This window comes from Streptomyces aureocirculatus (assembly GCF_000720475.1).
Taxonomy (GTDB): domain Bacteria; phylum Actinomycetota; class Actinomycetes; order Streptomycetales; family Streptomycetaceae; genus Streptomyces; species Streptomyces aureocirculatus.
Map to the genome: position 1 here is coordinate 1 of NZ_JOAP01000060.1, position 25,100 is coordinate 25,100.

At 70.6% G+C, this 25,100-nt stretch carries 22 protein-coding genes and 1 pseudogene; 16 read left to right on the forward strand and 7 right to left on the reverse strand.

The genetic code is table 11. The annotated features are described in order from the left end of the window. Window positions 1–198 precede the first annotated feature (198 nt). From IG78_RS0136205 to IG78_RS50750, 9 genes and pseudogenes are all read left to right on the forward strand, one after another. Window positions 199–1,755, forward strand: a complete 1,557-nt coding sequence (locus IG78_RS0136205) for an MFS transporter (RefSeq protein WP_249926154.1) — start codon at window positions 199–201, stop codon at window positions 1,753–1,755. Next, entirely contained in the window at window positions 1,755–2,378 is a 624-nt protein-coding gene (locus IG78_RS0136210) for a histidine phosphatase family protein (protein ID WP_030572221.1), read from the forward strand. The genes IG78_RS0136205 and IG78_RS0136210 overlap by 1 nt, the downstream gene beginning before the upstream one ends. A 57-nt stretch (window positions 2,379–2,435) precedes the next feature. After that, window positions 2,436–3,176, forward strand: coding sequence for a class I SAM-dependent methyltransferase (locus IG78_RS0136215; RefSeq protein ID WP_030572223.1), 741 nt, complete (start codon window positions 2,436–2,438; stop codon window positions 3,174–3,176). Window positions 3,177–3,361: 185 nt separating this feature from the next. Next, entirely contained in the window at window positions 3,362–4,000 is a 639-nt protein-coding gene (locus tag IG78_RS0136220; protein ID WP_051853297.1) for a DUF6192 family protein, read from the forward strand. An 88-nt stretch (window positions 4,001–4,088) separates the two neighbouring features. Then, on the forward strand, window positions 4,089–5,336 hold the full coding sequence (locus IG78_RS0136225) for a tyrosine-type recombinase/integrase (RefSeq protein ID WP_030572227.1): 1,248 nt from the start codon (window positions 4,089–4,091) through the stop codon (window positions 5,334–5,336). Next, entirely contained in the window at window positions 5,333–6,724 is a 1,392-nt protein-coding gene (locus IG78_RS50740) for a hypothetical protein (RefSeq protein WP_199813345.1), read from the forward strand. The genes IG78_RS0136225 and IG78_RS50740 overlap by 4 nt, the downstream gene beginning before the upstream one ends. After that, window positions 6,712–7,047 carry a hypothetical protein gene (locus tag IG78_RS50745; RefSeq protein WP_199813346.1) on the forward strand — a complete coding sequence of 112 codons (336 nt, stop codon included), beginning with the start codon at window positions 6,712–6,714 and terminating at the stop codon, window positions 7,045–7,047. The genes IG78_RS50740 and IG78_RS50745 overlap by 13 nt, the downstream gene beginning before the upstream one ends. A gap of 20 nt (window positions 7,048–7,067) precedes the next feature. Further along, window positions 7,068–7,142, forward strand: a pseudogene (locus IG78_RS52850) (hypothetical protein); the annotation flags it as partial. Window positions 7,143–7,190: 48 nt separating this feature from the next. Continuing rightward, a complete protein-coding gene (locus IG78_RS50750) occupies window positions 7,191–7,631 on the forward strand; it encodes an integrase (protein ID WP_249926155.1) in 441 nt (146 codons plus the stop codon). A 17-nt stretch (window positions 7,632–7,648) separates the two neighbouring features. Here IG78_RS50750 and IG78_RS0136245 read toward each other — a convergent pair whose 3' ends face one another. Then, complete coding sequence (locus IG78_RS0136245) at window positions 7,649–8,785, reverse strand: MFS transporter (RefSeq protein ID WP_030572235.1); 1,137 nt, start codon at window positions 8,783–8,785, stop codon at window positions 7,649–7,651. A gap of 164 nt (window positions 8,786–8,949) precedes the next feature. On the opposite strand from IG78_RS0136245, the gene IG78_RS0136250 reads away from it, so the two are divergent. After that, window positions 8,950–9,327, forward strand: a complete 378-nt coding sequence (locus IG78_RS0136250) for a MerR family transcriptional regulator (protein ID WP_030572237.1) — start codon at window positions 8,950–8,952, stop codon at window positions 9,325–9,327. Between the two features lie 262 nt (window positions 9,328–9,589). Here IG78_RS0136250 and IG78_RS0136255 read toward each other — a convergent pair whose 3' ends face one another. Together IG78_RS0136255 and IG78_RS0136260 are read right to left on the reverse strand one after the other, a co-directional pair. Continuing rightward, window positions 9,590–9,889, reverse strand: a complete 300-nt coding sequence (locus IG78_RS0136255; RefSeq protein WP_030572239.1) for a hypothetical protein — start codon at window positions 9,887–9,889, stop codon at window positions 9,590–9,592. 602 nt (window positions 9,890–10,491) lie between these two features. Then, window positions 10,492–11,511, reverse strand: coding sequence for a LacI family DNA-binding transcriptional regulator (locus IG78_RS0136260; RefSeq protein WP_051853299.1), 1,020 nt, complete (start codon window positions 11,509–11,511; stop codon window positions 10,492–10,494). 524 nt (window positions 11,512–12,035) lie between these two features. Between IG78_RS0136260 and IG78_RS0136265 the strand changes: the two genes are divergently transcribed. The 5 genes from IG78_RS0136265 to IG78_RS0136285 all read left to right on the forward strand — a co-directional run bounded on the left by IG78_RS0136265 (window position 12,036) and on the right by IG78_RS0136285 (window position 19,978). Continuing rightward, window positions 12,036–13,274 (forward strand): extracellular solute-binding protein, encoded by a 1,239-nt coding sequence (locus IG78_RS0136265; protein ID WP_051853300.1) that lies wholly within the window; start codon window positions 12,036–12,038, stop codon window positions 13,272–13,274. Between the two features lie 40 nt (window positions 13,275–13,314). Further along, complete coding sequence (locus IG78_RS0136270) at window positions 13,315–14,343, forward strand: carbohydrate ABC transporter permease (protein ID WP_225882354.1); 1,029 nt, start codon at window positions 13,315–13,317, stop codon at window positions 14,341–14,343. Between the two features lie 125 nt (window positions 14,344–14,468). Next, window positions 14,469–15,290 carry a carbohydrate ABC transporter permease gene (locus tag IG78_RS0136275; RefSeq protein WP_225882356.1) on the forward strand — a complete coding sequence of 274 codons (822 nt, stop codon included), beginning with the start codon at window positions 14,469–14,471 and terminating at the stop codon, window positions 15,288–15,290. Between the two features lie 60 nt (window positions 15,291–15,350). Then, window positions 15,351–16,625: a glycoside hydrolase 5 family protein gene (locus IG78_RS0136280; protein ID WP_030572252.1), complete on the forward strand. Its 1,275-nt coding sequence runs from the start codon at window positions 15,351–15,353 to the stop codon at window positions 16,623–16,625. A gap of 335 nt (window positions 16,626–16,960) precedes the next feature. After that, window positions 16,961–19,978, forward strand: coding sequence for an alpha-mannosidase (locus IG78_RS0136285; protein ID WP_030572255.1), 3,018 nt, complete (start codon window positions 16,961–16,963; stop codon window positions 19,976–19,978). A gap of 78 nt (window positions 19,979–20,056) precedes the next feature. Here the strand turns inward: IG78_RS0136285 and IG78_RS0136290 are convergent, their stop codons facing one another. Next, entirely contained in the window at window positions 20,057–20,902 is an 846-nt protein-coding gene (locus tag IG78_RS0136290; protein WP_030572259.1) for an alpha/beta fold hydrolase, read from the reverse strand. 90 nt (window positions 20,903–20,992) lie between these two features. Here IG78_RS0136290 and IG78_RS0136295 point away from each other — a divergent pair, with 90 nt between their 5' ends. After that, complete coding sequence (locus tag IG78_RS0136295) at window positions 20,993–21,466, forward strand: MarR family winged helix-turn-helix transcriptional regulator (protein ID WP_030572262.1); 474 nt, start codon at window positions 20,993–20,995, stop codon at window positions 21,464–21,466. 86 nt (window positions 21,467–21,552) lie between these two features. On the opposite strand, the gene IG78_RS0136300 is transcribed toward IG78_RS0136295, so the two are convergent. The 3 genes from IG78_RS0136300 to IG78_RS0136310 form a co-directional block, all read right to left on the reverse strand. After that, window positions 21,553–22,998 carry a lipase maturation factor family protein gene (locus tag IG78_RS0136300; protein WP_030572267.1) on the reverse strand — a complete coding sequence of 482 codons (1,446 nt, stop codon included), beginning with the start codon at window positions 22,996–22,998 and terminating at the stop codon, window positions 21,553–21,555. A gap of 74 nt (window positions 22,999–23,072) precedes the next feature. Further along, window positions 23,073–23,744, reverse strand: coding sequence for a response regulator (locus IG78_RS0136305; protein WP_030572270.1), 672 nt, complete (start codon window positions 23,742–23,744; stop codon window positions 23,073–23,075). After that, window positions 23,741–25,090: a sensor histidine kinase gene (locus IG78_RS0136310; RefSeq protein ID WP_037687227.1), complete on the reverse strand. Its 1,350-nt coding sequence runs from the start codon at window positions 25,088–25,090 to the stop codon at window positions 23,741–23,743. Before IG78_RS0136310 ends, IG78_RS0136305 begins: the two co-directional genes overlap by 4 nt. Window positions 25,091–25,100 lie beyond the last annotated feature (10 nt).

A 25,100-nucleotide genomic window follows, 5' to 3' on the forward strand; every position in this document is an offset into this window, starting at 1 on the left:
GCGGTCCTGAGGGCGGCCCGGGCGATGGGTCCGAGGGGGGCTCGGCCGGTGGGTCCGACGGCGGCCTTGGCGGCGGCCTTGGCGGTAGTCCTGGCGGTGGTCCTGGCGGCAGGCCGGACGGCGGTCCTGACGCCAGGCCTGTCGGTGGCTTCGGCGGGGCGGGGCGTTCTGGGCCGAGACGCGTGCGGGGTTACACCCATGACTGAGGCGGACGGAGTCGGACCCGCGCGCCGGGCCGACGTTCTCGACCCGCGTACCGCGCGGCGGCGCTACGTCGTGGTGTGCGCGTTGTTCTGGCTGCCGCTGGGGATGGCCATCGCCCCGATGGTGACGCTGCTCACCGAACGCGGCCTCGGCCTCGCGGCCGTCGCGGGCTGTATCGCCGCGCACTCCCTCACCGCCGCCGTCCTCGAACTCCCCACCGGTGGCCTGTCCGACGTACTCGGCCGGCGCCCGGTACTCGCCGCCGCGGGCCTGCTCGACCTCGTCGCCCTCGTCCTGCACGCCCTCGGCACCACCGTGTGGGTGCTCGCCCTCGGCATGGCCCTGAAGGGGGCGGGCCGCGCCCTGTCCAGCGGCCCCGCCGAAGCCTGGTACGTCGACACGGTGCACGCGAGCGCGGGGCCCGACGCGGAGCTGCGCACCGGCCTGGCCCGCGGCGGCGCGGCGACCAGCGCGGCGCTCGCGGCCGGCGTCCTCATCGGTGGCGCGCTGCCCTGGCTCCTCGGCCTCGGCCCCGACCTCGGCGCCCGGCTCGACGAGGCCACCGGCGGGCTCGTGCTGCCGCTCTCCGTACCCGCGCTGCTCGGCGTGGCGGTCGAGGTCGTCTTCCTCGTGTACGTGCTCACCGCGCTGCCCGAGCCGCCCCGGCCGCGGACCACCCTGCGCGGGGTCCTGAGCGGCGTCCCCGCCACCGTCATGGCGGGGGTGCGCCTCGGCGGCCGGGACGCCCTCGTGCGGCGGATCCTGCTCAGCGCGGCGGCCGCGGGCAGCGCCCTTGTCACGGTGGAGGTCCTCACTCCCGGCCGGGCCGTCGACCTGACCGGTGCGCCGGAGACGGGGGCGGTGCTCTTCGCGGGCCTTGCCTGCGCCGGGTTCCTGTGCTCGATGGCGGGCAGCCACCTCGCGCCGCCCCTCGCCCGGATAGCGGGCGGCAGCGAACGGGCCGTCCTGGCAGGTCTCGGCGCGGCTGCGGCCGGGCTGCTGCTGCTCGGCGTCACCGCGGCGGCCTCGGTGCCCTCGACTCCCGCGGGCCCGGTCCCGCTGGCCCTGGCCGTCCTCGGCTACGCGCTCGTGTACGTGGGGCTCGGCGCCGCGGGTCCCAGCGAGAACGAACTGCTGCACCGCCGCGTCGACAGCGCGGGGCGCGCCACCGCCCTTTCGGTGCAGTCCCTCGCCCTGCAACTGGTCGGCGGGGGCACGGGGATGGCCGTCGGCCACCTCCCCGCGGGCGCGCCGCGCTGGCTCCTCGGCGGCCTCGTCCTGCTCGCCGGGGCCCTACTGTGGGTGCGCCGCACCACGGCGCGCCGGGCCCCCACGGGCTCCGCGCCCAACGGCCGCGTGGGCACCGCCCCAGCGACCACCGACCCCGCCCGCACCGACCTCGCCCGCTCCGACCTCGCCCGCTCCGACTCCGCCCGCTCCGACTCCGCCCGCTCCGACTCCGCCCGCACCGACTCCGCCCGCACCGGCTCCACCCGCATCCGCCCCGCACGCACCGCGAAGGCACGCACCGCGAAGGAAGGCACGTCCTGATGCGCACCCTCCACGTCGTCACCCACCCGGAGGCGACCCACCACGTCGAGAAGGTGGTCGGCGGCTGGCACGACTCCGAACTGACCCCCGCGGGGCGGCAGTCCGCGGCGGCGATCGCCCGCGCCCTGCGCGCCGACATCCCCGGCGGCGCTGACGTGGAGATCATCTCCTCGGACCTGAGACGCACCGCGCAGACGGCCGACGCCGTGGCCGAACTGTTCGGCGTGCGGCCGGTCCTCGACCGGCGGCTGCGCGAGAAGTCCTACGGCGACGCGGAGGGCAGGCCGCAGGAGTGGCTCGACCGGCGCTTCGTCCCGCCGCCGGCCGAGGGCGACCGGATGAACCACCACGAAGGCCCGCGGGGCGCCGAGACCCGGGGGCAGTGCGCGCGCCGCGTCTACGCCGCGGTGGAGGACATGTTGCGCCGCCCCCACACGCACCAGATCGTCGTCACCCACGGCTTCGCCCTGACGTTCGTCGTCACGGCGTGGATCGGGATGCCCCTCGAATCCGTGGGCTCCGTCAGCTTCCCGGTGCCCTCCGGCAGCATCACCGTGCTGCGCCAGGACGACTTCTTCCACAACCGTCAGGTCGTACGAGTGGGCGACAGGCCCGCGCCGTGACGGCCCCGGCCGGAAAACCGGAGGCTCCGCGCACCCCGCCCGGATACCTTCGCCCGCATGGCCGATGAAATCTTCCAGGACCCGCGACTCGCCGCGCTCTACGACGTGTTGGACCCCGCCCGCGGCGACCTCGACGCGTATCTGGGGATCGTGACGGAGTTCGGTGCGCGGCGGGTCCTCGATCTGGGGTGCGGTACGGGGGTGTTCGCGCTGCTCCTCGCGGAGCGGGGGATCGACGTCGTGGGCGTCGACCCGGCGCTCGCCTCCCTCGATGTGGCCAGGGCCAAGCCGGGTGCCGAGCGGGTGCGATGGATTCACGGCGACGGGACGGATCTGTCCCCGCTCGGGGCCGACCTCGTGACCATGACGGCGAACGCCGCCCAGCAGATCACCGGTGCCGGTGCCTGGCGGGAGACGCTGCGGGGCGTGCGTGCGGCGCTGCGGCCGGGCGGGCGGTTCGTGTTCGAGACCCGCGATCCGTCGCTGCGGGCCTGGGAGTCGTGGAACCGCGCGGCCTCGCACGGCGTGACGGACGTGCCCGGGGTCGGGGAGGTCGAGAGCTGGGTCGACCTGTTGGCGGTCGATGGCCCGCTGGTGACGTTCCGCTGGACCTATGTGTTCGCGGCGGACGGCCAGGTACTGACGTCGGAGTCGACCCTGCGGTTCCGCGAACGGGAGGAGACCGAGGGCGACCTGGCCGCCGCCGGCTATCTCGTCGACGCCGTACGGGACGCTCCCGACCGCCCCGGCCGAGAGCTGGTCTTCCTCGCCCGCACCTCGGGGGAGCAAGCCCCGTAAGGGGCGCGGGGAACGGCGCGCTCGGCCACGAATCAGCCGCAGTCGCGTCTGCGGGGTGTCTTGGCAGTTGCGTCTGCGGCTTTGCGTGGGCTGGTCGCGCAGTTCCCCGCGCCCCTTGGTGGGGCGGGGTTGCTGTGGATCTGATAGCGGGAGAAGGCTGCTGGGCAGGTGAGAAAGTCGGGTGTGTGACCCGGAGGCGTTACGACGAGATCGTGTCCGAGCTGCGGGACGTGGTCGAGAAGCGGTCCAAGGGGCAGTTCCGCATCGGTGACCGGGCTCTGGAAGTCGAGCCCGCGCGTTCTCGCGGGGGTGCTCCGGGTGAGAGGGAGTTCTCGGTGCAGCGGACTTTGACGGAGCTGGCTGAGGACATCGGGTTGAAGTACAGCTCGGTGCGTAATGCGCGCTGGACGGCATCGCGGTGGCCGCAGGAACATCGGCAGCCGGGCGTGTCCTACACGGTGCACCGCATCCTGGGCGGGATCGAGGACGACGAAGAGCGGTACGCCGCGGTCAAGACACCGCCGGAGGGGAAGAGCCGGTGGACGCCGGACGATGCCAGTCGGCGGGTGGGCCGTCAGGTCGAGAACCCCGTCTCGCCGCAGGAGAAGGTCATCGCGATCCACTCGCTCGCCCGGGACGACGAGGTCACGGCCCGGGTGACCGGTGACCTGCTGCGGCGGCCGAAGGCGGCGACCAAATTCCCGGCGGAGGAGAAGGCCCGGGTGGTCGAGGAGTTCACCCGGGACGAGAGGGTCGCCACGACGGCGGCCACGAATCTTCTGCGCAGGCCCGACGTCGCCTTCAAGGTGATGAGTGCCTGTTGACCGGACTAGCAGAAGACACGCCGAGGATGGAGAGGAGTGGATCTCTTCTGGGCGATAGACCTCGTGCAGCTCGAAGTGAGGAGGCTGCATGGGGGCCAGGACTGGCGAGGTTGAGCGGGACATCACAGCGATCCGCTTGCCGAAGTGGGGGCGGGTGGTTCCCGCCGAGGGTGTGGTGCCGTGGCTGGTGGTCGGCCCGGACGAGGTGCCGGTGGAGCCGATCCGGCGCTACCTACGGGACTTCACGGCGAGCAACCGGCCGGGCTCGGTACGCAACTACGCGTACGGGCTGCTGAGATGGTGGCGGTGGCTGCAGGCCGTCCATGTTGAATGGGAGCACGCGACTGCGGCGGAGGCCCGGGACTTGGTGCTGTGGCTGCGCCAGGCGGACAAACCGCGGAACTCTCCCCGGCGAGCGTCGGCCCACACGGCGGGCAAGGTCAATCCGATCACTCGCAAGAGGAACCTGGGCGACGGCTACGAGCCCCGGACTGTCCGTCACAACAACGCCGTCGTCCGCAGCTTCTACGAGTTCTGGATCGAGATCGGCGAAGGCCCTCTGGTCAACCCCATGCCGCTCGACCGCAAGGGGCGCCGCCCGCACGCGCACCACAACCCGCTCGAGCCGTTCCGAGCCGAAGGCCGGGTCCGCTACAACCCCAAGGTGCCCCGATCCAGGCCCCGTGAGATTCCGGATGAGCGCTGGAAGGAGTTGTTCGGGGCCCTTCGTTCCAACCGCGACCGCGCGATCCTGGCACTGGATCTCAGATGCGCCGCCCGTGCGAGTGAGGTCCTCGGACTGCGTGGTGTCGACCTGGACCGGGGCGACCAGCTCGTGCGGGTCCGGCGCAAGGGCAGCTACGCCGAGCAGTGGCTGCCCGCCAGTTCCGAGGCCTTCATCTGGCTGCGGCTCTACCTGGCCGAGCTGGGCCTGTTGGACCCGAACGACCCGATCTGGTGGACACTTCGACGTCGCGATCACGGTGACGGCCTGCGGCACCAGCCGATGAACTACGACGCCTTGAGGGCTGTGCTCCGGCGGGCGAACGCCCTGCTCGGGACGGACTACACGATGCACGACCTGCGACACACCGCGGCTCTGCGCATGAGCCGCGATGAAAGCCTCTCGCTCAGGGACGTACAGACCATCCTCGGCCACACCCACCTCAGCACCACCGCCGACGTCTACCTCATCGAAGATGAGGCCCGGGTGATCCGTCGCGTTGCCGAGCACCTGGCGGCACGTGAAGTTCGTGCTCAGCAACCTCCGCCGCAAGTTGCCGTCGGCTACCACGCCACTGACCTGGACGTGCTGTTCGGAGGCCTTCCCCGGTGACCACAACTGCCAGCAGGGCAACAGATTCTGTCCTCTCGGTTCGCGACGCCCTCGGGAGCAAGTGGGGTGATCGGTCGCGCGGGGCCGCCCGGATCCTCGACTGGCTCAAGTCTTTCCCCGGGAACGGCTGGCAGGAACGATGGCTCGTCTCCGGTGCCGACAGCGGCTTGGCCTGGCTCGATGTCGTCACGGACGGATACGGCTGCGTGGAAGCATCTCGACGGGAAGTGACCACAGACGGTCTGGGCTGCTTGCTCCTGGCCAGGGTGGTGCGTCCGAGTTACGAATTCCTGCAGTGCTACCGGACTTCGGGACTCTATCGCCACGCCGAGCTGGAGTTCGGCGCTGACCTGTTCAGCAGGCTCCGACAGTCCGGCATGACCCGGGGAACGATCCCAAGTCACCTGAGCACGGCCGAGAACAGCCTGGTCAAGGTTGCCTTCCGGACCGGCCGCGACCTAGCCGATCTCACCGCAGACGATCTGATCGCTTACCACGACTGGAGCAAGGAGACCTTCGGCAAGGCACCCATGGGGCTTCACGCCGCCTGGGACCTCCTGCGCGACATCGGGGTCCTGGACGAGAAGCTGTCCTTGCGTCGGACACTGGCACGCGGGCAGATGCCGACAGCACGGCTCGTGGACCGGTACGGCATCCGATGCGGGCCCGTCCGGGACGTGTTCGTACGCTACCTGGACGAGCGCCGCCCCAGCCTCGACTACAGCTCGGTATCCGGCCTGGCCAGCCAACTGCTGGGTGCATTCTGGGCCGACATCGAAAGGCACCATCCCGGCATCTCCAGCCTCCACCTGGCACCTGAGATCGCGGAGGCATGGAAACAGCGGGTGAAGGTGATCAACCGTCCGGGCAAGGCCCCCGCCCCCCGCGAGGCCTGGGCGAGCGTGCTGACCGCCGTCCGGGCATTCTATCTCGACATCGCCGAGTGGGCCCTTGAAGATCCGAGCTGGGCTGCCTGGGCTGTCCCCAGCCCGGTCCGCCGCTCCGACACCGGCGGCTATACCAAGGTCAAGAAGAAGGCCCGGGCCAAGATGCACCAGCGGGTGCGTGAACGGCTGCCGCGCCTGCCTGAGCTCGTCGACACCACTGAACAGCACCACGCCCACCAGAAGCGCCTGCTGGCAGCGGCCGAGGCCACCCCTATCGGTGAGACCTTCGCCCTGGACGGTCGCGACTATCGGCGCATCGACAGGAAGGACGACCAGCCAGAAAGCGATTCCACTACCGACCCACCATCGTGCTCGCGCAGGACATCACCACCGGCGAGCAGGTCGACCTCACCCGCAGCGAGGATGAGGCGTTCTGGGCCTGGGCGGTCATCGAGACACTCCGTCACACCGGAGTGCGTCTCGAAGAGGTGCTGGAACTGACTCACTTGGCGCTGGTGTCCTACGAGCTTCCCGACACCGGTGAGATCGTTCCGCTGCTGCAGATCGTCCCGTCCAAGAGCAACGAGGAACGACTCCTACTGGTCAGCCCCGAGCTGGCCGGCGTCCTTGCCACCGTCATCAGTCGGCTCCGCGGCGACAACGACGGCGTCGTTCCCTTCGTCGCGCGCTATGACCCCCACGAGCTGGTCACAGGGCCGGTGCTTCCACACCTGTTCCAGCGCCGCGTCGGCTGGAGGCGCGATGTCATCACCACCAACATGGTCTACCAGTTGCTCAACGACACCTGGCCCGGGCATCACTGACCGACCAAGCTGGCCAGCCGTTGCGTTACACGCCCCACGACTTCCGAAGGATCTTCGCGACCGAAGCCGTCACCGGCGGACTCCCTGTCCACATCGCTGCCCGTTTGCTCGGTCACGCCTCAGTGGTCACCACGGAGGCATACGTGGCCGTGTTCCAAGCGGACCTGATCCGCTCCTGCCGGGCCTTCCTCGACAAGCGTCGCTCAGTCCGGCCCGTCGAGGAGTACCGCGAACCCACCGATGACGAATGGCGTGAGTTCCAGGAACATTTCCACACTCGCAAGCTCGAATTGGGCGATTGCGCCTGCCCCTACGGCACCCCTTGCCAGCATGAGCACTCCTGCCTCAGATGTCCCATGCTGAGGGTCTCGTCCCGTCAACGAGGACGCCTGGTCGAGATCATTCGTAACCTCGGCGACCGCATCGACGAGGCGCGGATGAACGGCTGGCTCGGCGAAGTCCAGGGCCTCCAAGTCAGCTTGAGCAAGGCCAAGGAGAAGCTCGTCGGCCTTGACCGCAGCATCGACCGGACCCGCTCGACCGGCGGTTCCGTCCACCTCGGCATGCCGACCATCACCAAGTAACTCAGGAATCGAGAAGCTCAAGATCGTACGCCGAGCTCTCCCTTGGTGAACCCGTATTTGTGTGCCGCGAGCACAGTGGCGAGTGCAGGGACGAGCAGTGCGAGCGTGACCCAACTCAGCCAGGATGCATCCAATCCGCTGAGGACGATGCCTCCGATGATGCCACCACCGGCGATTCCGACGTTCCATCCGGTGGTGAGGAGTGCTTGGGCGACATCGCCGGCGTCGCCTGCTGCTTCGGCGACTGCGGTCTGCAGCAGGGTAGAGGTGCCGCCGAACGCGAGCCCCCAGAGCGCTGCGCCGGCGTAGACGAGCGAAGGCACGCCGGAGAAGATGCCGAGCAGCAGCGCGCATGTCGCGAAGAGCACACACGCGAGGATCATGAGGAGGCGCAGGTGCCGATGGACGTGCGCTCCGGCGATCCAGATGCTCACCAGCGACACCAGGCCGAAGGTGAGCAGCACGGCGCCGACTTGACCTGCCATGCCGAGCAGCTTGAGGAACGGGGCGATGTAGGTGTAGAGGATGCTGTGGGCGAGCACGAACGTGAGGGTCACGAAGAGCACGGGCGCTACGCCGGGAATGCGGAAGGTACGGGTGAGCGGGAGCCGTGAGCCCTTGGGCTGTCCGGGGAAGTTCGGCACCGCCGCGATGACCCACACGATCAACGCGAGCGTGAGGACGGTCATGATCCCGAACGCGTATCGCCACTCGACGAGCTTGGCCAGAAACGCCGCAGCAGGAACTCCGACGGACAGGGCAACGATTGCGCCCCCCATCGCGATCGCCATTGCCTTGCCGCGCTGATGTGAGGGAACCATCCGTACCGCGTACCCGGCCAACAGCGCCCAGAGCAACCCGCCGACGATGCCGCCGAGGCACCGGGCGGCTAGCGTAAGTGCGAAGCTCTCGGAGAGCGCGGTGATGGTGTTGGCGATCGCGAATCCTGCGATCGCCAACAGCAGCAAGTGTCGGCGCGGCCAGCCGATCGTCGCCTTGGTGAGCGGGATCGCGGCGAGGATCGCCCCGATCGCGAAGACGGTGACGCTCTGCCCGGCAGCACTCTCGCTCACACCCAGGTCTCGGCTCATCCCGGGAAGCAGCCCGGCGGGCATCGTCTCGGTCAGGAGCGTTATGAACCCGGTGGCGGCCAAGGCCAGAAGACCCGCCAGTGGGAGCCGGGCGTTCGTTATCGAGGGAGATGGCACAACATGTGTTCGTGTCATGGCCCTATGATCGAAGGGTGACATTGGTGTGAGGGTCAATTCGGTGTCCGCTGAGTCACACGACGCCAGCCACAGAGGGCGAGGAGAGGGATATGCGGATCGGTGAGTTGTCGACGCACACGCGGACTCCGGTGAGGTTGCTGCGCTACTACGAGGAGCAGGGACTGATCGCGTCAGATCGACTGCCCAACGGATACCGGGACTATGAGGAGTACGTCGTTGACCGGGTTCTCCAGGTACGAGGCCTGCTCGACGCAGGGCTGCCCACACGGATCATCAAGCAGATCCTGCCCTGCCTGAACACCCCCCGCACGATCCACATGCCCTACGTCACGCCAGACATGGTCGCAACGCTCGAACACGAACGCGACCGCATGGCCGAAAAAATCGAATGCCTCACCAAGAACCACCGAGCCATCACCGACTATCTCGACGCCGCACGCCGCGATACCCGAGCCTCCTACCGGTAGTCCGCTAAACGACAGTACCGCCCGCCACCAGGTCAACCAGGTCAACCAGCGGCACCACGGCCGACAGCAGCTATCCAAGCCGCCTGAACCTACAGAACGAACGTCATCTGTCCAGCGGCCGACAAGGGCTTGCGTGGCAGCGGCCGGGCGGGCGGTGCAGACGTCCCAGAGAAAGTGCATCCCTGCTCCAGAGCCGCCAGCCGACGGCTCTGGAGCCTTTCTGGAGAAGCTGTGCGCTGGCGTCAGGCGCGGGCCGGAAGGGTCAGACGGTGCTGGCGAACCAACCGACCGTCTCATTGCCATGGGTGCCGTCGCTCTTGGCATTGGTGGCGTAGATCTCGTTGAGGCGGATCAAAAAGCCCTCGGGTGTCACGCTGGCGATGCGCAGGCCGGGAGTGTGGGCGCCGTTGAACGTCTGCACTTGCGCGAACACCACGACCTCAGCTCCTTCAGGGAAGGGGGTGGGGAAGTTGACGCGGGTGAAGGTGGACGTGTTGCCGCCCTGGGTCTCCACGGGGTTGTCGGAGCGCAGGGTCAGTTTGCCGGTCTGCGTCATGCTCATGGGTCCAGCCCTTCCTCGATCGAGCTTGCTGAGCGGGCAGTCCGGCCGGTCCGTCCCGCCGGAGCATGCTCACCCGCCGGGCTGGCCATGCGGCATCCATACGATTGAGTGATCGCTTTCCGGCCACCCCACTCCTGCCGGCCCACACCTCGCATCAGCCGTGGTGAGCGGACGAACCGGCCAAGGGGTGCGCAGGTCGCCCTCGCCCTGTTCTCGCACAGGACTGGACCGGCCCGACGGCACGGCCGATGCGATAGCAGCAGTCCCGCTCCGAGGCCGAAGCAGACGCGCGATGACATGCCCCTTTGGAGTCAGGTTCTAAGGGGCGCGGGGAACGGTGCGCTCAGCCAGGAAATAGCCGCAGTCGCGTCTGCGGGGTGTCTTGGCAGTTGCGTCTGCGGCTTTGCGTGGGCTGGTCGCGCAGTTCCCCGCGCCCCTTGGGGGGTGTCGAGGGGTGCCCCGTCAGGGGCGCGGGGAACGGCGCGCTCAGGCACGAAACAGCCGCAGTCGCGGCTGCGGGGTTTCTCGGCAGATGCGTCTGCGGCCTTTCGCGGGCTGGTCGCGCAGTTCCCCGCGCCCCTGGGGGGGGGCGGGTCGCAGGCCTACGTGGTGCGCACCGCGCGGGTGCTCTCCCGTTCGATCAGCCGCGGCAGCGGCACCTGCACCGTCCCCGCGGGGCCGTCGTCGAGGAGCCCGAGAAGTTCCCGCGCCGCCGTCCGCCCGAAGGACACCGTGTCACGGGAGAGAGCGGTGAGCCAGGGGTGCACCATGCGGCACAGGGCCGAGTCCTCCCAGGCCACCACGGACACGTCGTCCGGGACGGCGAAGCCGAGGGAGGCAGCGGCGGCCACCCCGGCCACGGCCATCACGTCGTTGTCGTACACGAGCGCCGTCGGCGGAGCGTCCGCACCGAGGACACGCCGCGTCACCGCGGCCCCCTCCGCGTCGGAGTAGTCCGTGGTCACCGAGCGCACCTCGGTGAGCCCGCGCCGGTCGGCCTCCGCCCGCAGCGTACGCATGCGGCGCTCGGTGTGCGCGAGGCCGGGCAGCCCGGCGATGTGCACGACCCGGCGGTGGCCGAGCGCGTGCAGATGGCCGACGACGGACGCCATGGCCCCCGCGTCGTCGGCCCAGACGGTGGACAGACCGGGGCGCTGCGGCCGCTCGGTGTCGGGCACGCCGCCGGTGACAACCGCAGGCAGGCCCAGCTCCGCGAGGAGCTCGGGCCGCGGGTCGTCGGTGCGCGGGTCCACGACGAGGACACCGTCGACCCGGTGCTCGGCCCACCACCGCCGGTACACCGCGCACTCGGCGGTGACGTCCTCCACCACCTGGAACAGCAGACCCAGTTGACGCTCGGCCAGCACCTCCTGGATGCCCGAGATCAACTGCAGGAAGAACGAGTCGACGCCCAGCGTCCCGGCAGGACGTGCCACCACCAGGCCGACCGTCGCCGCCCCCTCGCCCGAAAGGGCACGCGCGGCCGTGCTGGGCCGCCAGCCCAGTTGCTCGGCGACCCTGCGCACCCGGTCACGCGTGATGTCGGAGACCCCGGGACGGTCGTTGAGCGCGAAGGAGACGGCGCTCTCGGACACCCCGGCGCGCCGGGCGATGTCCTTCATGGTCGGCCGGCGTGCCGGTGACCGCTTGCCTTGCACCCGTTGCCCCTTTCCGCCTGCGGCGACGCGCAGGGTGTGTGCCGCGGTGCGCGCAGGGAATCGGCGCGCGTGGACTCGGTGCGCGCATGGACCGCCGACTGCCGACTGCCCCCTGCCGACCACCGCCTGCGCGGCCACGCACCGGGCTTGGCCTCGTACTCGTACGTACTAATGCGCTTGAGCCAGCACAGCCTAAAGCGCTTTAGCGTTCTCTGGCAAGGGATTCAACACGCCACCCTGACCTGCTAGTTCGGCAGTGCGAACGGGATCTGAGCCAGCAAATCGCCCCCAATCCATTGACTTTTTACTTCCGTTCCATGCAGGGTCTGCCTCGGTGCGATTTCCGACGCGGCCGACACCGCCGCCGGTGATCGCCGCCGCCCACGCCGGGCCGAGCAAAGGAGCCGTTCACCGTGCGTCAATCCCGGAGTTCCCGGATATCGAGAAGCCCCCGCGGAGCGGTCACCGCCGCCGCCCTCGCCGCCGTCATGCTCGGTCTGAGCGCCTGCGGCAGCGGCGACGACACCGGCTCGGCCGACGCCTCCGGCAAGGTCGAGGGCGACATCACCTTCCAGACCTGGAACCTGAAGGCCAACTTCAAGTCGTACTTCGAGGGTCTGATCGACGACTTCGAGAAGAAGTACCCCGACACCAAGGTCAAGTGGGTGGACCAGCCCGGCGAGGGCTACGCCGACAAGATCAGCGCGGATGCCGCCGCGGGCACGCTGCCCGACGTCGTGAACGTCTCGCCCGACCTGGTGGCCCCGCTCGCCAAGGCGGGCCTCGCGCTCGACCTGGACAAGTCGGCAGGAAAGTACGAGAAGGAGTACCTTCCTGGCGCCTGGGAGAGCCACCAGGTGCCGGGCCTCGACGGCACGTACGCCTTCCCCTGGTACCTGAACACCGGGCCGCTGTTCTACAACAAGCGCCTGTTCAAGGACGCCGGTCTGGACCCGGAGAAGCCGCCGAAGACCTACGACCAGTTGTTCGCCGACGCCGAGAAGCTGGCCGAGGAGAGCGACGGCAAGGTCGCCACGCTCGCCAATGTGCCCGCCATCGAGGACTTCGGCCGCTACGGCGTCCCCCTGATGAACAAGGAGGGCACCGGCTTCGCCTTCAACGACGCCAAGGGCGTCGAGCTCCTCACCAAGTACAAGAAGCTGTACGACGCCAAGGCCCTGGACGGCCAGGCGCTGACCGCGACGCCCGAGTCGACCGGCAAGAAGTTCCTCACCGAGGCCGTCGCCATGAACCCGGGCAGCGCGCTCGACCTGGAGAAGTTCAAGAAGGACGCGCCCCGGCTCTACAAGAACATCGGCATCACCCCGCAGATCAGCAGCACCGGCAAGGACAACATGTATGTGATGGGGGTGATGGTGAACACCCGCACCAAGCAGACCCCCGCCGCCGTGGCCTTCGCGCACTTCGTCACCGACGCGCAGCGCCAGATGTCCTTCGCCAAGAAGGTCGCCATCTTCCCCAGCACCAAGGGCTCCCTGGACGACCCGTACTTCACCAAGGCGGACGGCTCGGACCAGACCCGGGTGCGGATCGCCGCCGCCAAGTCCCTGAAGACCGCGGTGAACTACACGCCCGTGCTGTTCAGCGAGCAGATGAAGGTGGAGCTGCGCAACGCCGTCGCCCGGGCCCTCCAGGGCAAGCAGAGCCCCAAGGAAGCACTTGACAACGCTGTCAAGAGCTGTGACCGGCTGCTGAAGCAGAGCTGAGCCCGGTGCCGAGCCACCCCAGGACCAGGGAACGTACGCCATGAAGAGTCAAGGAGCAGCCGCGGCGGCCACCGCGGGCCCGGAGGCCGTCACCGCGGCGGGGCGCGGGCGCCGCGCCGGTGCGCCGGGCGCCGCGGGAGGGCGAGAGGGCCGCGACGGCGCGTCGGGCACCGCCCGGCAGGGGCCCGCGAGGCGCCGCGTCCGGCGCCAACTGGTCACCAGCCCGTGGCTGTTCGCCGCCCCCGGCCTCGCGGTCGTGGGCATCTTCATCCTCTATCCGTTCGTCAGCACCGTCATCAACTCCTTCACGGACAAACGGCAGTTGATCGAGGGCAAGTACGTCGGCCTGGCGAACTTCCGCGAGCTGCTGCACGACGACATGTTCTGGATCGGCCTGCGCAACAGCACGCTGTACGTCCTCGTGGTGGTGCCCGCGCTCGTCGTCCTTCCGCTGCTGCTCGCACTCCTGGTGCAGAAGCAGATCCCCGGCATCACGTTCTTCCGGTCGGCCTTCTACACGCCGGTGGTCGCCTCCATCGTCGTGGTCGGCCTGATCTGGGTGTGGATGCTCGATGAACGCGGCCTGGTGAACGCCGTCCTGGAGGCGGTGGGCGCGGGCAAGGTCGGCTTCCTCAGCGACCAGTGGCTGCTGCTGTTCTCCGCCATGGGCGTCACGGTCTGGAAGGGCCTCGGCTACTACATGATCATCTATCTCGCGGCGCTCGCGAACGTGCCCCGCGAACTGCACGAGGCGGCCGCCGTGGACGGCGCGGGACCGGTGCGCCGGTTCCTCTCCGTCACCGTCCCGGCGGTCCGCTCCACCATGGTGCTTGTCGCGGCACTGTCCTCGGTGGCCGCCTTCAAGGTCTTCTCCGAGGTGTATCTGATGGCGGGGCCGACCGGCGGCCCCGCGGGCGAGGACACCACCCTCGTGATGCTCGTGCAGCGCACCGGCACCGGTCTGACCGGGCGGGTCGGCTATGCCTCCGCGATCTCCGTGGTCATCTTCGTCGTCACCGTGGCACTGATGCTGCTCGTGCTGCGCGCGGACCGGAAGGAGGACGCGTGATGCCCGCACCGAAGACGGCCCCCGAGGCCCCTGCGTCGCATGTGCCGCATGTTTCCGGGGAGAACCGCACCGTCCCCGGCACCCGCGGGCGCCGCGGCCGGGTCAGGGACGAGAACGGCCGCCGCATGCCCCTGTGGGAGCTGATCCTGCGCTACACCCTGCTGCTCGGCGTGCTCGCCCTGATGATCGGGCCGTTCCTGTGGCAGCTCTCGACGTCCCTGAAGGGCCCGCACGAGAACATCTTCAGCTCGCCGCCGAGCTTCCTGCCCTCCGACCCGACCCTGCACAACTACGAGCGCGTCGCCGACACCATCCCCGTGTGGGACTACGCCCTGAACTCCCTCAAGGTCGCCGCCGCCAACGTCTTCACCAACTGCGTGGGCGCGGCGCTCGCCGGCTACGCCCTCGCCCGCCTGCGCTACCGCGGCCGCAAGGCGGCCACCCTGGTGTTCATCCTCGCCATGCTGGTCCCCGTCGAGGGCATCATCATCGCCCAGTTCACGACGATGCGGGACCTCGGTCTGAACAACACCCTGATGGGCGTGCTCCTGCCCGGCTGCGTCTCGGCGCTCAACGTCCTCCTGATGCGCAACGCCTTCCTCAATCTGCCCTACGAGGTGGAGGAGGCCGCGTTCGTGGACGGCGCCAACGTGTGGCAGCGGTTCTTCCGCATCGCGCTGCCCGCCGTGAAGGGCACGCTCGCCGTGGTGGCGATCTTCGCCTTCATGGGCGCCTGGGACGACTTCCTGTGGCCGCTGATCGTGCTCAGCGACCCCGACAAGTTCACGCTCACCATCGGCCTCAACTACCTCCACGGCACCTTCGCCAACGACGAACGCCTCGTCGCCGCGGGCACCGTGATCGCGGTCCTGCCGCTGATCGTGCTCTTCGCCTGCCTGCAGCGGTACTTCTTCCGCGGCGTCGGCGAGGGCGCGGTCAAGGGCTGAAAGGCGCGCCGCCCGCCGCCGCCCGCCCGCACCGCCCCAGCTCCCAGAACCAGGATCCGCATGACGTCTGACGACACGACCGGCGCGGCCCCCGCCGCCCGGCCCCGCTTCGGCGCCAACTACACCCCGAGCGAAGGGTGGTTCCACCACTGGCTCGACTTCGACATCGACGCCGTACGCCGTGATCTCGACGGCGTCGCAGCCCTCGGCCTCGACCACGTCCGGGTCTTTCCCATCTGGCCGTACTTCCAGCCCAACCGCACCCTGATCCGGCCCCGCGCCGTCGAGCAGCTTGTCGCGCTGGCCGACGCCGCCGCCGAGCGGGGCCTGGACGTGAACGTGGACGGCCTCCAGGGCCACCTGTCCAGCTTCGACTTCCTTCCCGCCTGGACCCAGACCTGGCACCGCCGGAACATCTTCACCGACCCCGACGTGGTGGCCGGGCAGACCGCTTATCTGCGCACCCTCGCCGCCGCCCTCGCCGACCGGCCGAACTTCATCGGCATGACCATCGGCAACGAGATCAACCAGTTCGCGGCCGGGCCGCACCCCGACCCCGACCGCATCACCCGCGAGCAGGCGGCCACCTGGCTGCGCACGGTCCTCGCCGCCTGCGAGGAGGGCGCCCCCGGGAAGCTGCATCTGCACGCCGAGTACGACGCCGCCTGGTACCAGGACGACCAGCCGTTCACACCCGCCCAGGCCGCCCGCATCGGCGCCGTCACGGCCGTGCACTCCTGGGTGTTCAACGGCACCGCCCAGCGGCACGGGCAGAACGGCGTCGCCACCGGGCAGCACGCCGCGTACATGATCGAGCTGTCCAAGGCGTGGGCCCTCGAACCGCACCGGCCCGTGTGGCTCCAGGAGGTCGGCGCGCCCGCGCCCCTCATACCGCCCGCCGCCGCCGCGGACTTCACCGAGGCCACCGTGAACGCGGCGCTCGACTGTGCGGACGTGTGGGGCGTGACGTGGTGGTGCTCCCACGACGTGTCGCGCTCGCTCGCCGACTTTCCCGAACTCGAGTACAGCCTCGGCCTGTTGACCAACGACGGGCGGGTGAAGCCCGCGGGGGAGGCGTTGGGGCGGCTCGCGAAGGAGTGGCGTGACCGGCCCGCGCCGCCGGTCCGTACCACCGCGGTCGTCGTCGACATCGGCGCGGACTTCGGGGGGCGGGCCGTGTGTGCCCCCGGGGGTGCGGTGTTCGAGGCGTTCGCCCGGCTTGCCGGGGACGGGGTGCGGTCCGCGTTCGTCCTCGCGGAGCGGGCGGAGGATGCGGCTCACCTCGCCGCCCGGGGCATCCGGGAGGTGGTCCGCCCGTCCGACGTCCTCGGCTGAGGGGCCCTGCCGGGGGCTCCCCGCTGTATCCATCAGCGCGCTCCGCGCGCGGGCACCCCTTTCCCGTAACCAGGGGCGCTGCGCCCCCTGGAACCCCGCCCTTTATCGGCGCTCCGCGCCTCGTCCTCAAACGCCGGACGGGCTGAAATATCCCCGCCGCACCGGAGAGAGTTTTTGAGCCCGTCCGGCGATTGAGGACGAGGCCGCAGGCCGATACGGGGTCTGGGCGGAGCCCCAGGATCGGAGAAGGGGTGGGACTGGGGCGCCCCGCGAGGATCCACCCACCCGCACCGAACCACACACCGCACCGCACCCCCGAAACACGGAGACCCCCTATGCACGACGACCGCAGCCTGGTCGAGGGCCGCCTCAAGCGCGTCCTCGACGAGCGCATCCGCCCCGCCGTATACCCCGCCTCCGTCCCCCTGGACATAGCCGTCTGGAACGCCCCGGGCGAACCGGTCCCCGTCGCCGATGGCCTCGCCGCCACCCCCGAGCCGACCGAGGTCGGCGCCCGCTGGGGCGCGCCCTGGGGCACCAGTTGGTTCCGGGTCACGGGCACGGTCCCGGCCCAGTGGGCGGGCAGGACGGTCGAGGCGGTCCTCGACCTCGGCTTCGACGAGAACATGCCGGGCTTCCAGTGCGAGGGCCTGGTGTACCGCCCGGACGGCACCCCGGTGAAGGGCCTGAACCCGCGCAACCAGTGGGTGCGTATCGCCGCCCCGGCGAAGGGCGGCGAGGAGGTGTGCCTGCACATCGAGGCCGCGTCGAACCCGGTCATCCTGGACTACCACCCCTTCCTGCCGACACAGCTCGGCGACAAGGAGACGGCGGGCAGCGAACCGCAGTACCGCCTGGAGCGCATGGACCTCGCCGTCTTCGACGAGACGGTGTGGCAGCTCGTCGTCGACCTGGAGGTCCTCGGCGAGCTGATGCGGGAGCTGCCCGAGGACTCCGGCCGCCGATACGAGATCCTGCGGGCCGTCGACCGCGCCCTGGACGCCGTCGACCTCCAGGACGTCAACGGTTCGGCGGCCGCCGCGCGCGCCGCGCTCGAAGGCGTGCTCGCCGCGCCCGCGCACGACTCCGCGCACCGCGTCAGCGCCGTCGGGCACGCGCACATCGACTCCGCCTGGCTGTGGCCGCTGCGCGAGACGGTGCGCAAGGTGGCGCGTACGACGTCCAACATGACGGCGCTGCTCGACGACGAGCCGGACTTCGTGTTCGCCATGTCGCAGGCCCAGCAGTGGGCCTGGATCAAGGAGCACCGGCCCGAGGTGTGGGCGAAGGTGAAGAAGGCCGTCGCGGACGGGCGGTTCGTTCCGGCCGGTGGCATGTGGGTCGAGTCCGACACCAACATGCCCGGCTCGGAGGCCATGGCACGGCAGTTCGTGCACGGCAAGCGGTTCTTCCTGGAGGAGTTCGGCGTCGAGAACGACGAGGCGTGGCTGCCGGACACCTTCGGGTTCGCGGCGGGCCTGCCGCAGATCATCAAGGCGGCCGGTTCCAAGTGGCTGCTCACGCAGAAGATCTCGTGGTCGCAGACCAACAAGTTCCCGCACCACACCTTCCAGTGGGAGGGCATCGACGGCACCCGGATCTTCACGCACTTCCCGCCCGTGGACACGTACAACTGCTCCATGAAGGGCAGCGAGATCGCCCACGCGGCCAGGAACTTCAAGGACAAGGGTGTCGCCCGGCACTCGCTCGCGCCGACCGGCTGGGGTGACGGCGGTGGCGGTACGACCCGCGAGATGATCGCCAAGGCCGCGCGGATGCGTGACCTCGAAGGCTCGGCGACCGTGAACTGGGAGACCCCGGCCGCGTTCTTCGAGAAGGCCGAGGCGGAGTACCCGAACGCGCCGGTCTGGGTCGGCGAGCTCTACCTGGAGCTGCACCGTGCCACCCTCACCAGCCAGGCCGGCACCAAGCAGGGCAACCGCCGCAGCGAGCACCTGCTCAGGGAGGCCGAGCTGTGGGCGGCGACGGCCGCCGTGCGGGCCGGATTCCCGTACCCGTACGAGGATCTCGACCGGATCTGGAAGACGGTGCTGCTGCACCAGTTCCACGACATCCTGCCCGGCTCGTCGATCGCCTGGGTGCACCGCGAGGCCCGCGCCACCTACGCGGCGGTGGCGGCCGACCTGGACGCGATCATCACTGCGGCCCAGCGGGCCCTCGCGGGCGACGGCGCGAGCACCCTGGTCTTCAACTCCGCGCCGCACACCCGCGCGGGCGTCCCCGCGGGCGGCGCCGCACTGCCCCTGGCGGCCGGGGAGTCCGCCATCGCCGTGCGCGCGGACGGCGGCTACCTCCTCGACAACGGCCTGCTGCGCGTGGAGATCGACGCCCGCGGCCTCGTCGTCTCCGCGTACGACATCGCCGCCGGACGTGAGACCGTCGCCCCCGGCGCCGCCGCCAACCTGCCCCAGTTGCACGCCGACTTCCCGAACATGTGGGACGCCTGGGACGTCGACGAGTTCTACCGCCACTCCGTGACCGATCTGACGGACGTGGCGGAGGTCGTCCCGTGCGACGGGGCGTCCGTGCGCGTCGTGCGGCGATTCGGGTCCTCCCGGCTGACCCAGGTCCTGACCCTCGCGCCGGGCGAGCGGCGCCTTGACATCGACACGGAGGTCGACTGGCACGAGACGGAGAAGTTCCTCAAGCTGGCCTTCCCCCTCGACGTGCACGCCGAGCGGTACGCCTCGGAGACCCAGTTCGGCCACTTCCACCGGCCCACGCACACCAACACCAGTTGGGAGGCCGCCAAGTTCGAGGCGTGCAACCACCGCTTCCTGCACATCGAGGAGCCCGGTTGGGGTGTCGCCCTCGTCAACGACTCGACGTACGGGCACGACGTGACCCGTGCCGTGCGGGACACCGACGCCGGTACGACCACGACGGTGCGCGTGTCGCTGCTGCGGGCGCCGCGGTTCCCCGACCCCGAGACCGACCAGGGGGTGCACCGGTTCCGGCACGCCCTGGTGCCGGGGGCGGGCATCGTCGACGCCGTGCGTGAGGGGTACCGCATCAACCTGCCGGAGCGCCGTGTCACCGGTGCCGCGGACGCGGTGGCGCCGCTGGTCGCCGTCGCCGACGACGCCGTGGTCGTGACGGCCGTCAAGCTCGCCGACGACGGCAGCGGGGACGTGGTGATCCGCTTCCACGAGGCGCACGGCGGGCGCGCCCGGACGACGCTCACCCTCGGCTTCGAGGCCGGGTCCATCGCCGTGACGGACCTTCTGGAGCGGCCGCTCGACGGGGTGCTGGCCCCGGAGCGGGACGGCGCCGTCCTCACGGTGGCGCTGCGGCCCTTCGAGCTGGTGACGCTGCGGGTGGCGCGCGCCTGAGCCGGTCCGCGGCGGGTGCGGAGGGCGGCCGCCTCCTGCGCCCCCTCCGTGCCCGCCGCACCGGACGGCGAGGCGTTCTCACCCGCCGTGCATGGCGACCGCGTCCGTTGCCATCTGGTCGAGGAACGTCTGGAGCGCGTCGTTGAAGGCGTCGGGGCGCTCCATGTTGGGGTAGTGCGCGCAGCCCTCGATGGTGACCGTCCTGCCGTCGACCACGGAGGAGGCGAGGCGCTCGGCCATGGCCAGGCAGTCCTCGGAGTCGACGGCGCCGCTCAGGGCCAGCACGGGTACGTCGATCTCCGCGGCGCGGGCCCAGGTGTCGGTGACCGGCAGGATCTTCGGCGGCTCCGCGCCCGTGTGCTTGCTCAACGTGTGCGTGACCATGTCCCGCACCCGGTGGACCACGCTCGGCTCCACGTCGTCGAAGGTGCGGTGCGGCCCCGCCACGAACGATAGGTGCGCCGCGGCGAACGCCGCCGCGTCACCGGTGGCCGCCGCCCGTGCCCACTCGGCCTGAATGCCCTTCACCCACGGGTCGGCGTACTCGGGTTCGCTGGTCCCGGCGCCGCTGACCACCAGGGCTCGGACCAGATCCGGGTGTTCGATGGCGGTGTCCACCGCGATGCCCGCGCCCATCGAGAGCCCGACAAGCACGGCCGGGCCGACGTCCAGGTGGCGCAGGAGCGCGGCCAGGTCGTCGGTCTGGCGGAACGGCACGCTCGCGTTCGCGGACCAGCCGTGGCCGCGGACGTCGGGGGCGATGACGCGGAAGTTCCGGGAGAAGCGCGCGATCTGGTCGTCCCACATGCGGTGGTCCACGAAGCCGCCGTGCAGCAGGACGAGCGGGGTGCCCCAGTTGGTGTCGCGGTAGGCGAGCGGGCCGTCGGCGGTGTCGAGGAAGAGCACATCAGGGGTGTCTGTCATGACAACCAAGGTGTCATCTTCGGACATCTTTGACAACTGAGGTGTCATGTTGGCGGGACGCCTTGACACCCCGGGTGTCATACTTGCGCCGTGACCGACGCCGCGGAACCGCTCGCCCCCGATGACCTCGCCGCCCGCCTCACCGAGGTGTTCGACCTGGTGGGCCCCCTGTACCGGCGCGTGCAACGCAAGGTGGAACAGGCCGCCCCGCTCGACGGGCTCTCCGTGGGCACCCGTGCCGTCATGGTCCTGCTGCGCGAGCACGGGCCCATGACCGTCCCGCAGATGGGCCGCGCGCAGTCCCTGAGCCGCCAGTTCGTCCAGCGCATGGTGAACGACGCGGCGTCCCGCGGCCTGGTCGAGTCCATCCCCAACCCGGCCCACCAGCGGTCCTCCCTGATCCGCCTGACCGAGGCCGGAGACGCGGCGATCACCGCCGTGCTCACGCGGGAGCGGGACGCCCTGCGCCTGGTCGGCGGCGATCTCACCGACGCCGACGTGGCGGCGTGCGTGCGGGTGCTGACGAAAGTGCTTGAGCTGTTCGACGATGTCGACGTGAACTGAGCGACGGCGCCGGTGCGAAGAGGATCTCCTCCGGGTCGGCGGTGGCGTTCATGGCCGCCAAGTGCCGCTCCACGTCGCCGCCGCGTCTACGGCTCGGGCCCACGCGGTGACGAGAGCCGGGTCGGTGGCCAGAACTCCCGTACATAGGTCCGCCGCCACCACACCCCGTCCGCCCGCAGCTCCCGCCACGTCGCGAACTCGTACCGGTAGAGCACGGCCCGCACATACGCGGGCGGGGCGTCGGCCGGGAACGGCACCCGGCGAAGGAGCCGCAGCGTGTCCCGGTCCCCGTCGAGCAGCCGTTCCACGAACGGCCCGAACCAGGCGCGGGCGTACGCGGGGGAGAGACCGGCGAACCACATCATCCAGTCGAGCCGCAGATGGTAGGGCGCGAACTGCCGCGGCCACCGCCGTACGTCCCCGGGCTTGCCCTTGAACTCGTACTCCAGCCACACGGAGTCCGCCCGCGGCACCGCGTCCGCCGTGCCCTCGATCACCACTTCCTGCCGCGTCCGGCTGATGCTGCCGAACGCGCCGTAGGAGTTGACCAGGTGCAGCGGGTCGAAGGAGAAGTTCATGATCTGCCGCCGCGAGAACAGGTTGCGGGCCGGACGGTAGCTGAGGCCGAGGAGCCCCGCGGCCGCGGCGAAGACGAGGACCTCGTACCAGAGCGGCGGAGCGGCGAGGTCCGTGGGCGGCGCCGCAGCGGCACCGAACAGCCAGGTGAAGTCGACGGCGCTGACGGCGAGCACGATCGTCAGCCAGTTCAGCCACGCGAAGTTGCCGGAGAGCACCAGCCACAACTGGGTGGCGATCATCAGCAGGGCCGCGCCCGTTGCGACCGGCTGCGGAGTGAACAGCAGAAAGGGCACGGCGAGCTGGGTGACGTGGTTGGCGGCCGCCTCGACGCGGTGCAGCGGCTTCGGCAGTTGGTGGAAGAACCAGCTCAGCGGCCCCGGCATGGGCTGCGTCTCGTGGTGGAAGTACAGACAGGTCAGCTTCCGCCAGCACGCGTCGCCCCGCATCTTGATCAGCCCGGCGCCGAACTCGACCCGGAAGAGCACCCAGCGCAGCAGGAAAAGGACGAGCACCGGCGGCGCCACGTCGTCGCCCGCGAGGAACACGGCGAGGAAGCCGATTTCGAGCAGCAGCGACTCCCAGCCGAAGCCGTACCAGGTCTGCCCCACGTTCACGATCGACAGATACAGCGCCCATGGCAGGAGCCACAGCAGCATCGCGCCCCACAGCGGAAGCAGCCCGTCCACGCCCGCGAGCAGCGCCACCGCGATCGCGCAGCCCGCCCAGGCGCACAGCGCGAAGAACCGGTCCGAGTAGTGCAGGTGGAAGAGGCCGGGGGCCCGGCGGAACGGCACGTTCGCGACGAACCGCGGCACCGGCAGCATGCCGCGCTCGCCGATGAGCGCACGGAACTGCAGCGCCGCGCCGAGGAAGGCCACGAGGTACAGCGCGGCCAGCATCCGCTGGAAGACGAGGCGGCTGAGCCAGTAGGAGTCCGCCGTGAACCACTCCACCCCTCCATTGTGGCCAGGAGAGCGCCAGGAGTGCGGCACGAGTCCTGCGCGCCGCGGCGGGCCCGGGGGCCGGCTCAGCGGGACGGCGCCACCAGGCCCGCCTCGTACGCGATGATCACCAACTGGACCCGGTCCCGTGCCCCCAGCTTGGAAAGCAGCCGCGTCACATACGTCTTGGCGGTGGCGACGCTGATGTGCAGCCGCGCGGCGATCTCGGGGTTGGACAGGCCGCTGCCGACCAGCGTCAGGACTTCCCGCTCACGCCCGGTGATGCCCGTAAGGACCGCGCCGTCCCGCGGCGGCGGGGCGGCGGGGCGGTCCGCGAACTCCTTGATCAGACGGCCGGTGACGCTCGGCGCGATCAGGCCGTCCCCGGACGCGACCACGCGGACCGCCGCGAGGATCTCGTCCAGGGCCATGTCCTTGACGAGGAAACCGGACGCGCCCGCGCGCAGCGCCCCGTACACGTAATCGTCGTCGTCGAACGTCGTCAGGACGACGACGCGGGTGGCGTCCGTGGCACCGGTGATCAGCCGGGTGGCCTCGATGCCGTCCATGCCGGGCATGCGGATGTCCATCACCACGACGTCGGGGCGCAGCTCCGCGGTGCGGCGGACCGCCTCGGCCCCGTTGCCCGCCTCGCCCACCACGTCGAGGTCGTCGGCCTCGGTGATGACCATCTGGAGCGCGGTGCGCACGAGCGGCTGGTCGTCGGCGAGCAGGACCCGTACGGTCGCCGCCGTCATCGCACGCCCTCCGGCACGGGCAGACGCGCCGCGACCCGGAACCCGCCCCCGGGGCACGGCCGGGCGGAGAACTCGCCGTGCAGCAGACCGACCCGCTCCCGCATCCCGAGCAGGCCGTAGCCACCACCCACCGGAGGGCCGCAACCGGAACCTGAACCGGGAGCGGCACCAGCACCGCAACCGCCACCGGAACCGGAACCGGAAGCGGCACCAGCACCAGCGCCAGAGCCGGAAAGGGAAGCGGCACCAGCACCAGCACCTGAGCCGGAAACGGAACCGGCGGCCGGAGAGTCGCTGCCGCCGTCCAGGACCTCGATGGCCACGTCGTCGCCCCGCCTCTCGACCGTCACCCGGCAGGAGCGCGCGCCCGCGTGCCGCACCACGTTGGTGAGGGCCTCCTGGATGATGCGGTACGCCGACACGTCGATCTCCGGGGGCAGCGGCCCGCGCTCGCCCAGCCAGCGCACGTCGACGCGCACCCCGGCGGCCGTCGTGACGGCGGCGAGCCGGTCGACGTCCGCGAGGCCGAGGCCGGGGTCGAGCGGCGCCTGCTCGCGAGGCGCGCCCGGCTCGGCGGTGCGCAGCGCGCCGAGCATCCTGCGCAGCCCCGAGAGGGTCTCGCGGCTCGCGGTCTCCACCTCGCCGAGCGCCTCGCGCGCCCGTCCTGGCCGGGAGTCGATGACGCGCCGTGCCGCGCCCGACTGGAGCGCGATGATGCCGATGCTGTGCGCCACCATGTCGTGCAGTTCGCGCGCGATGCGCAGCCGCTCCGCGGTGACGGCCTGGGCCGCGGCCCTGGTCCGCAACTCCTCGGCGTGGTCACGGGACCGGCGTGCCGCGTCACCGAGCAGCCAGGCGACGACGGCCGTCAGCGCGACGGTCAGCTCGGCGGAGGTGCCGACCACCCAGCCGCAGGCCAGACGCGTGGCCAGATAGGCGGTGAGCGTGCCGAGCGCCAGGGCCAGGGCGACGGCGCCGGTCCTGCGCGGCCTCGTCGCGGTGATGGCGTACACCGCGACGTCCACCGCGACGAACTGGAGCAGCGGGATCTCGGCGACGCTCAGGGTCGTCGACATCCCCGCCGAGGCCCCGAGGAGGAGACCGAGCCCGGCGAGCGGCCGCCGGTCCAGGAGGTGACTGCCCGCGAGCGCCAGGGCGGTGGCCGTCGCGAGCATCGTCAGGCCGTCCCAGCGGAAGAACAGGACGCCCTGCTGGGCCGGTTCGGCCTCGCCGGGCAGCCGGAAGCGCGTGAGGACCGTGAACGCCGACCCCACCCACCAGGCCAGTGCCGTCCAGGCGCCCGGCGGCAGGCGTTTGAGCAGGGGCGGCGTCGGTGTCGCGGACATGCCCGCATCG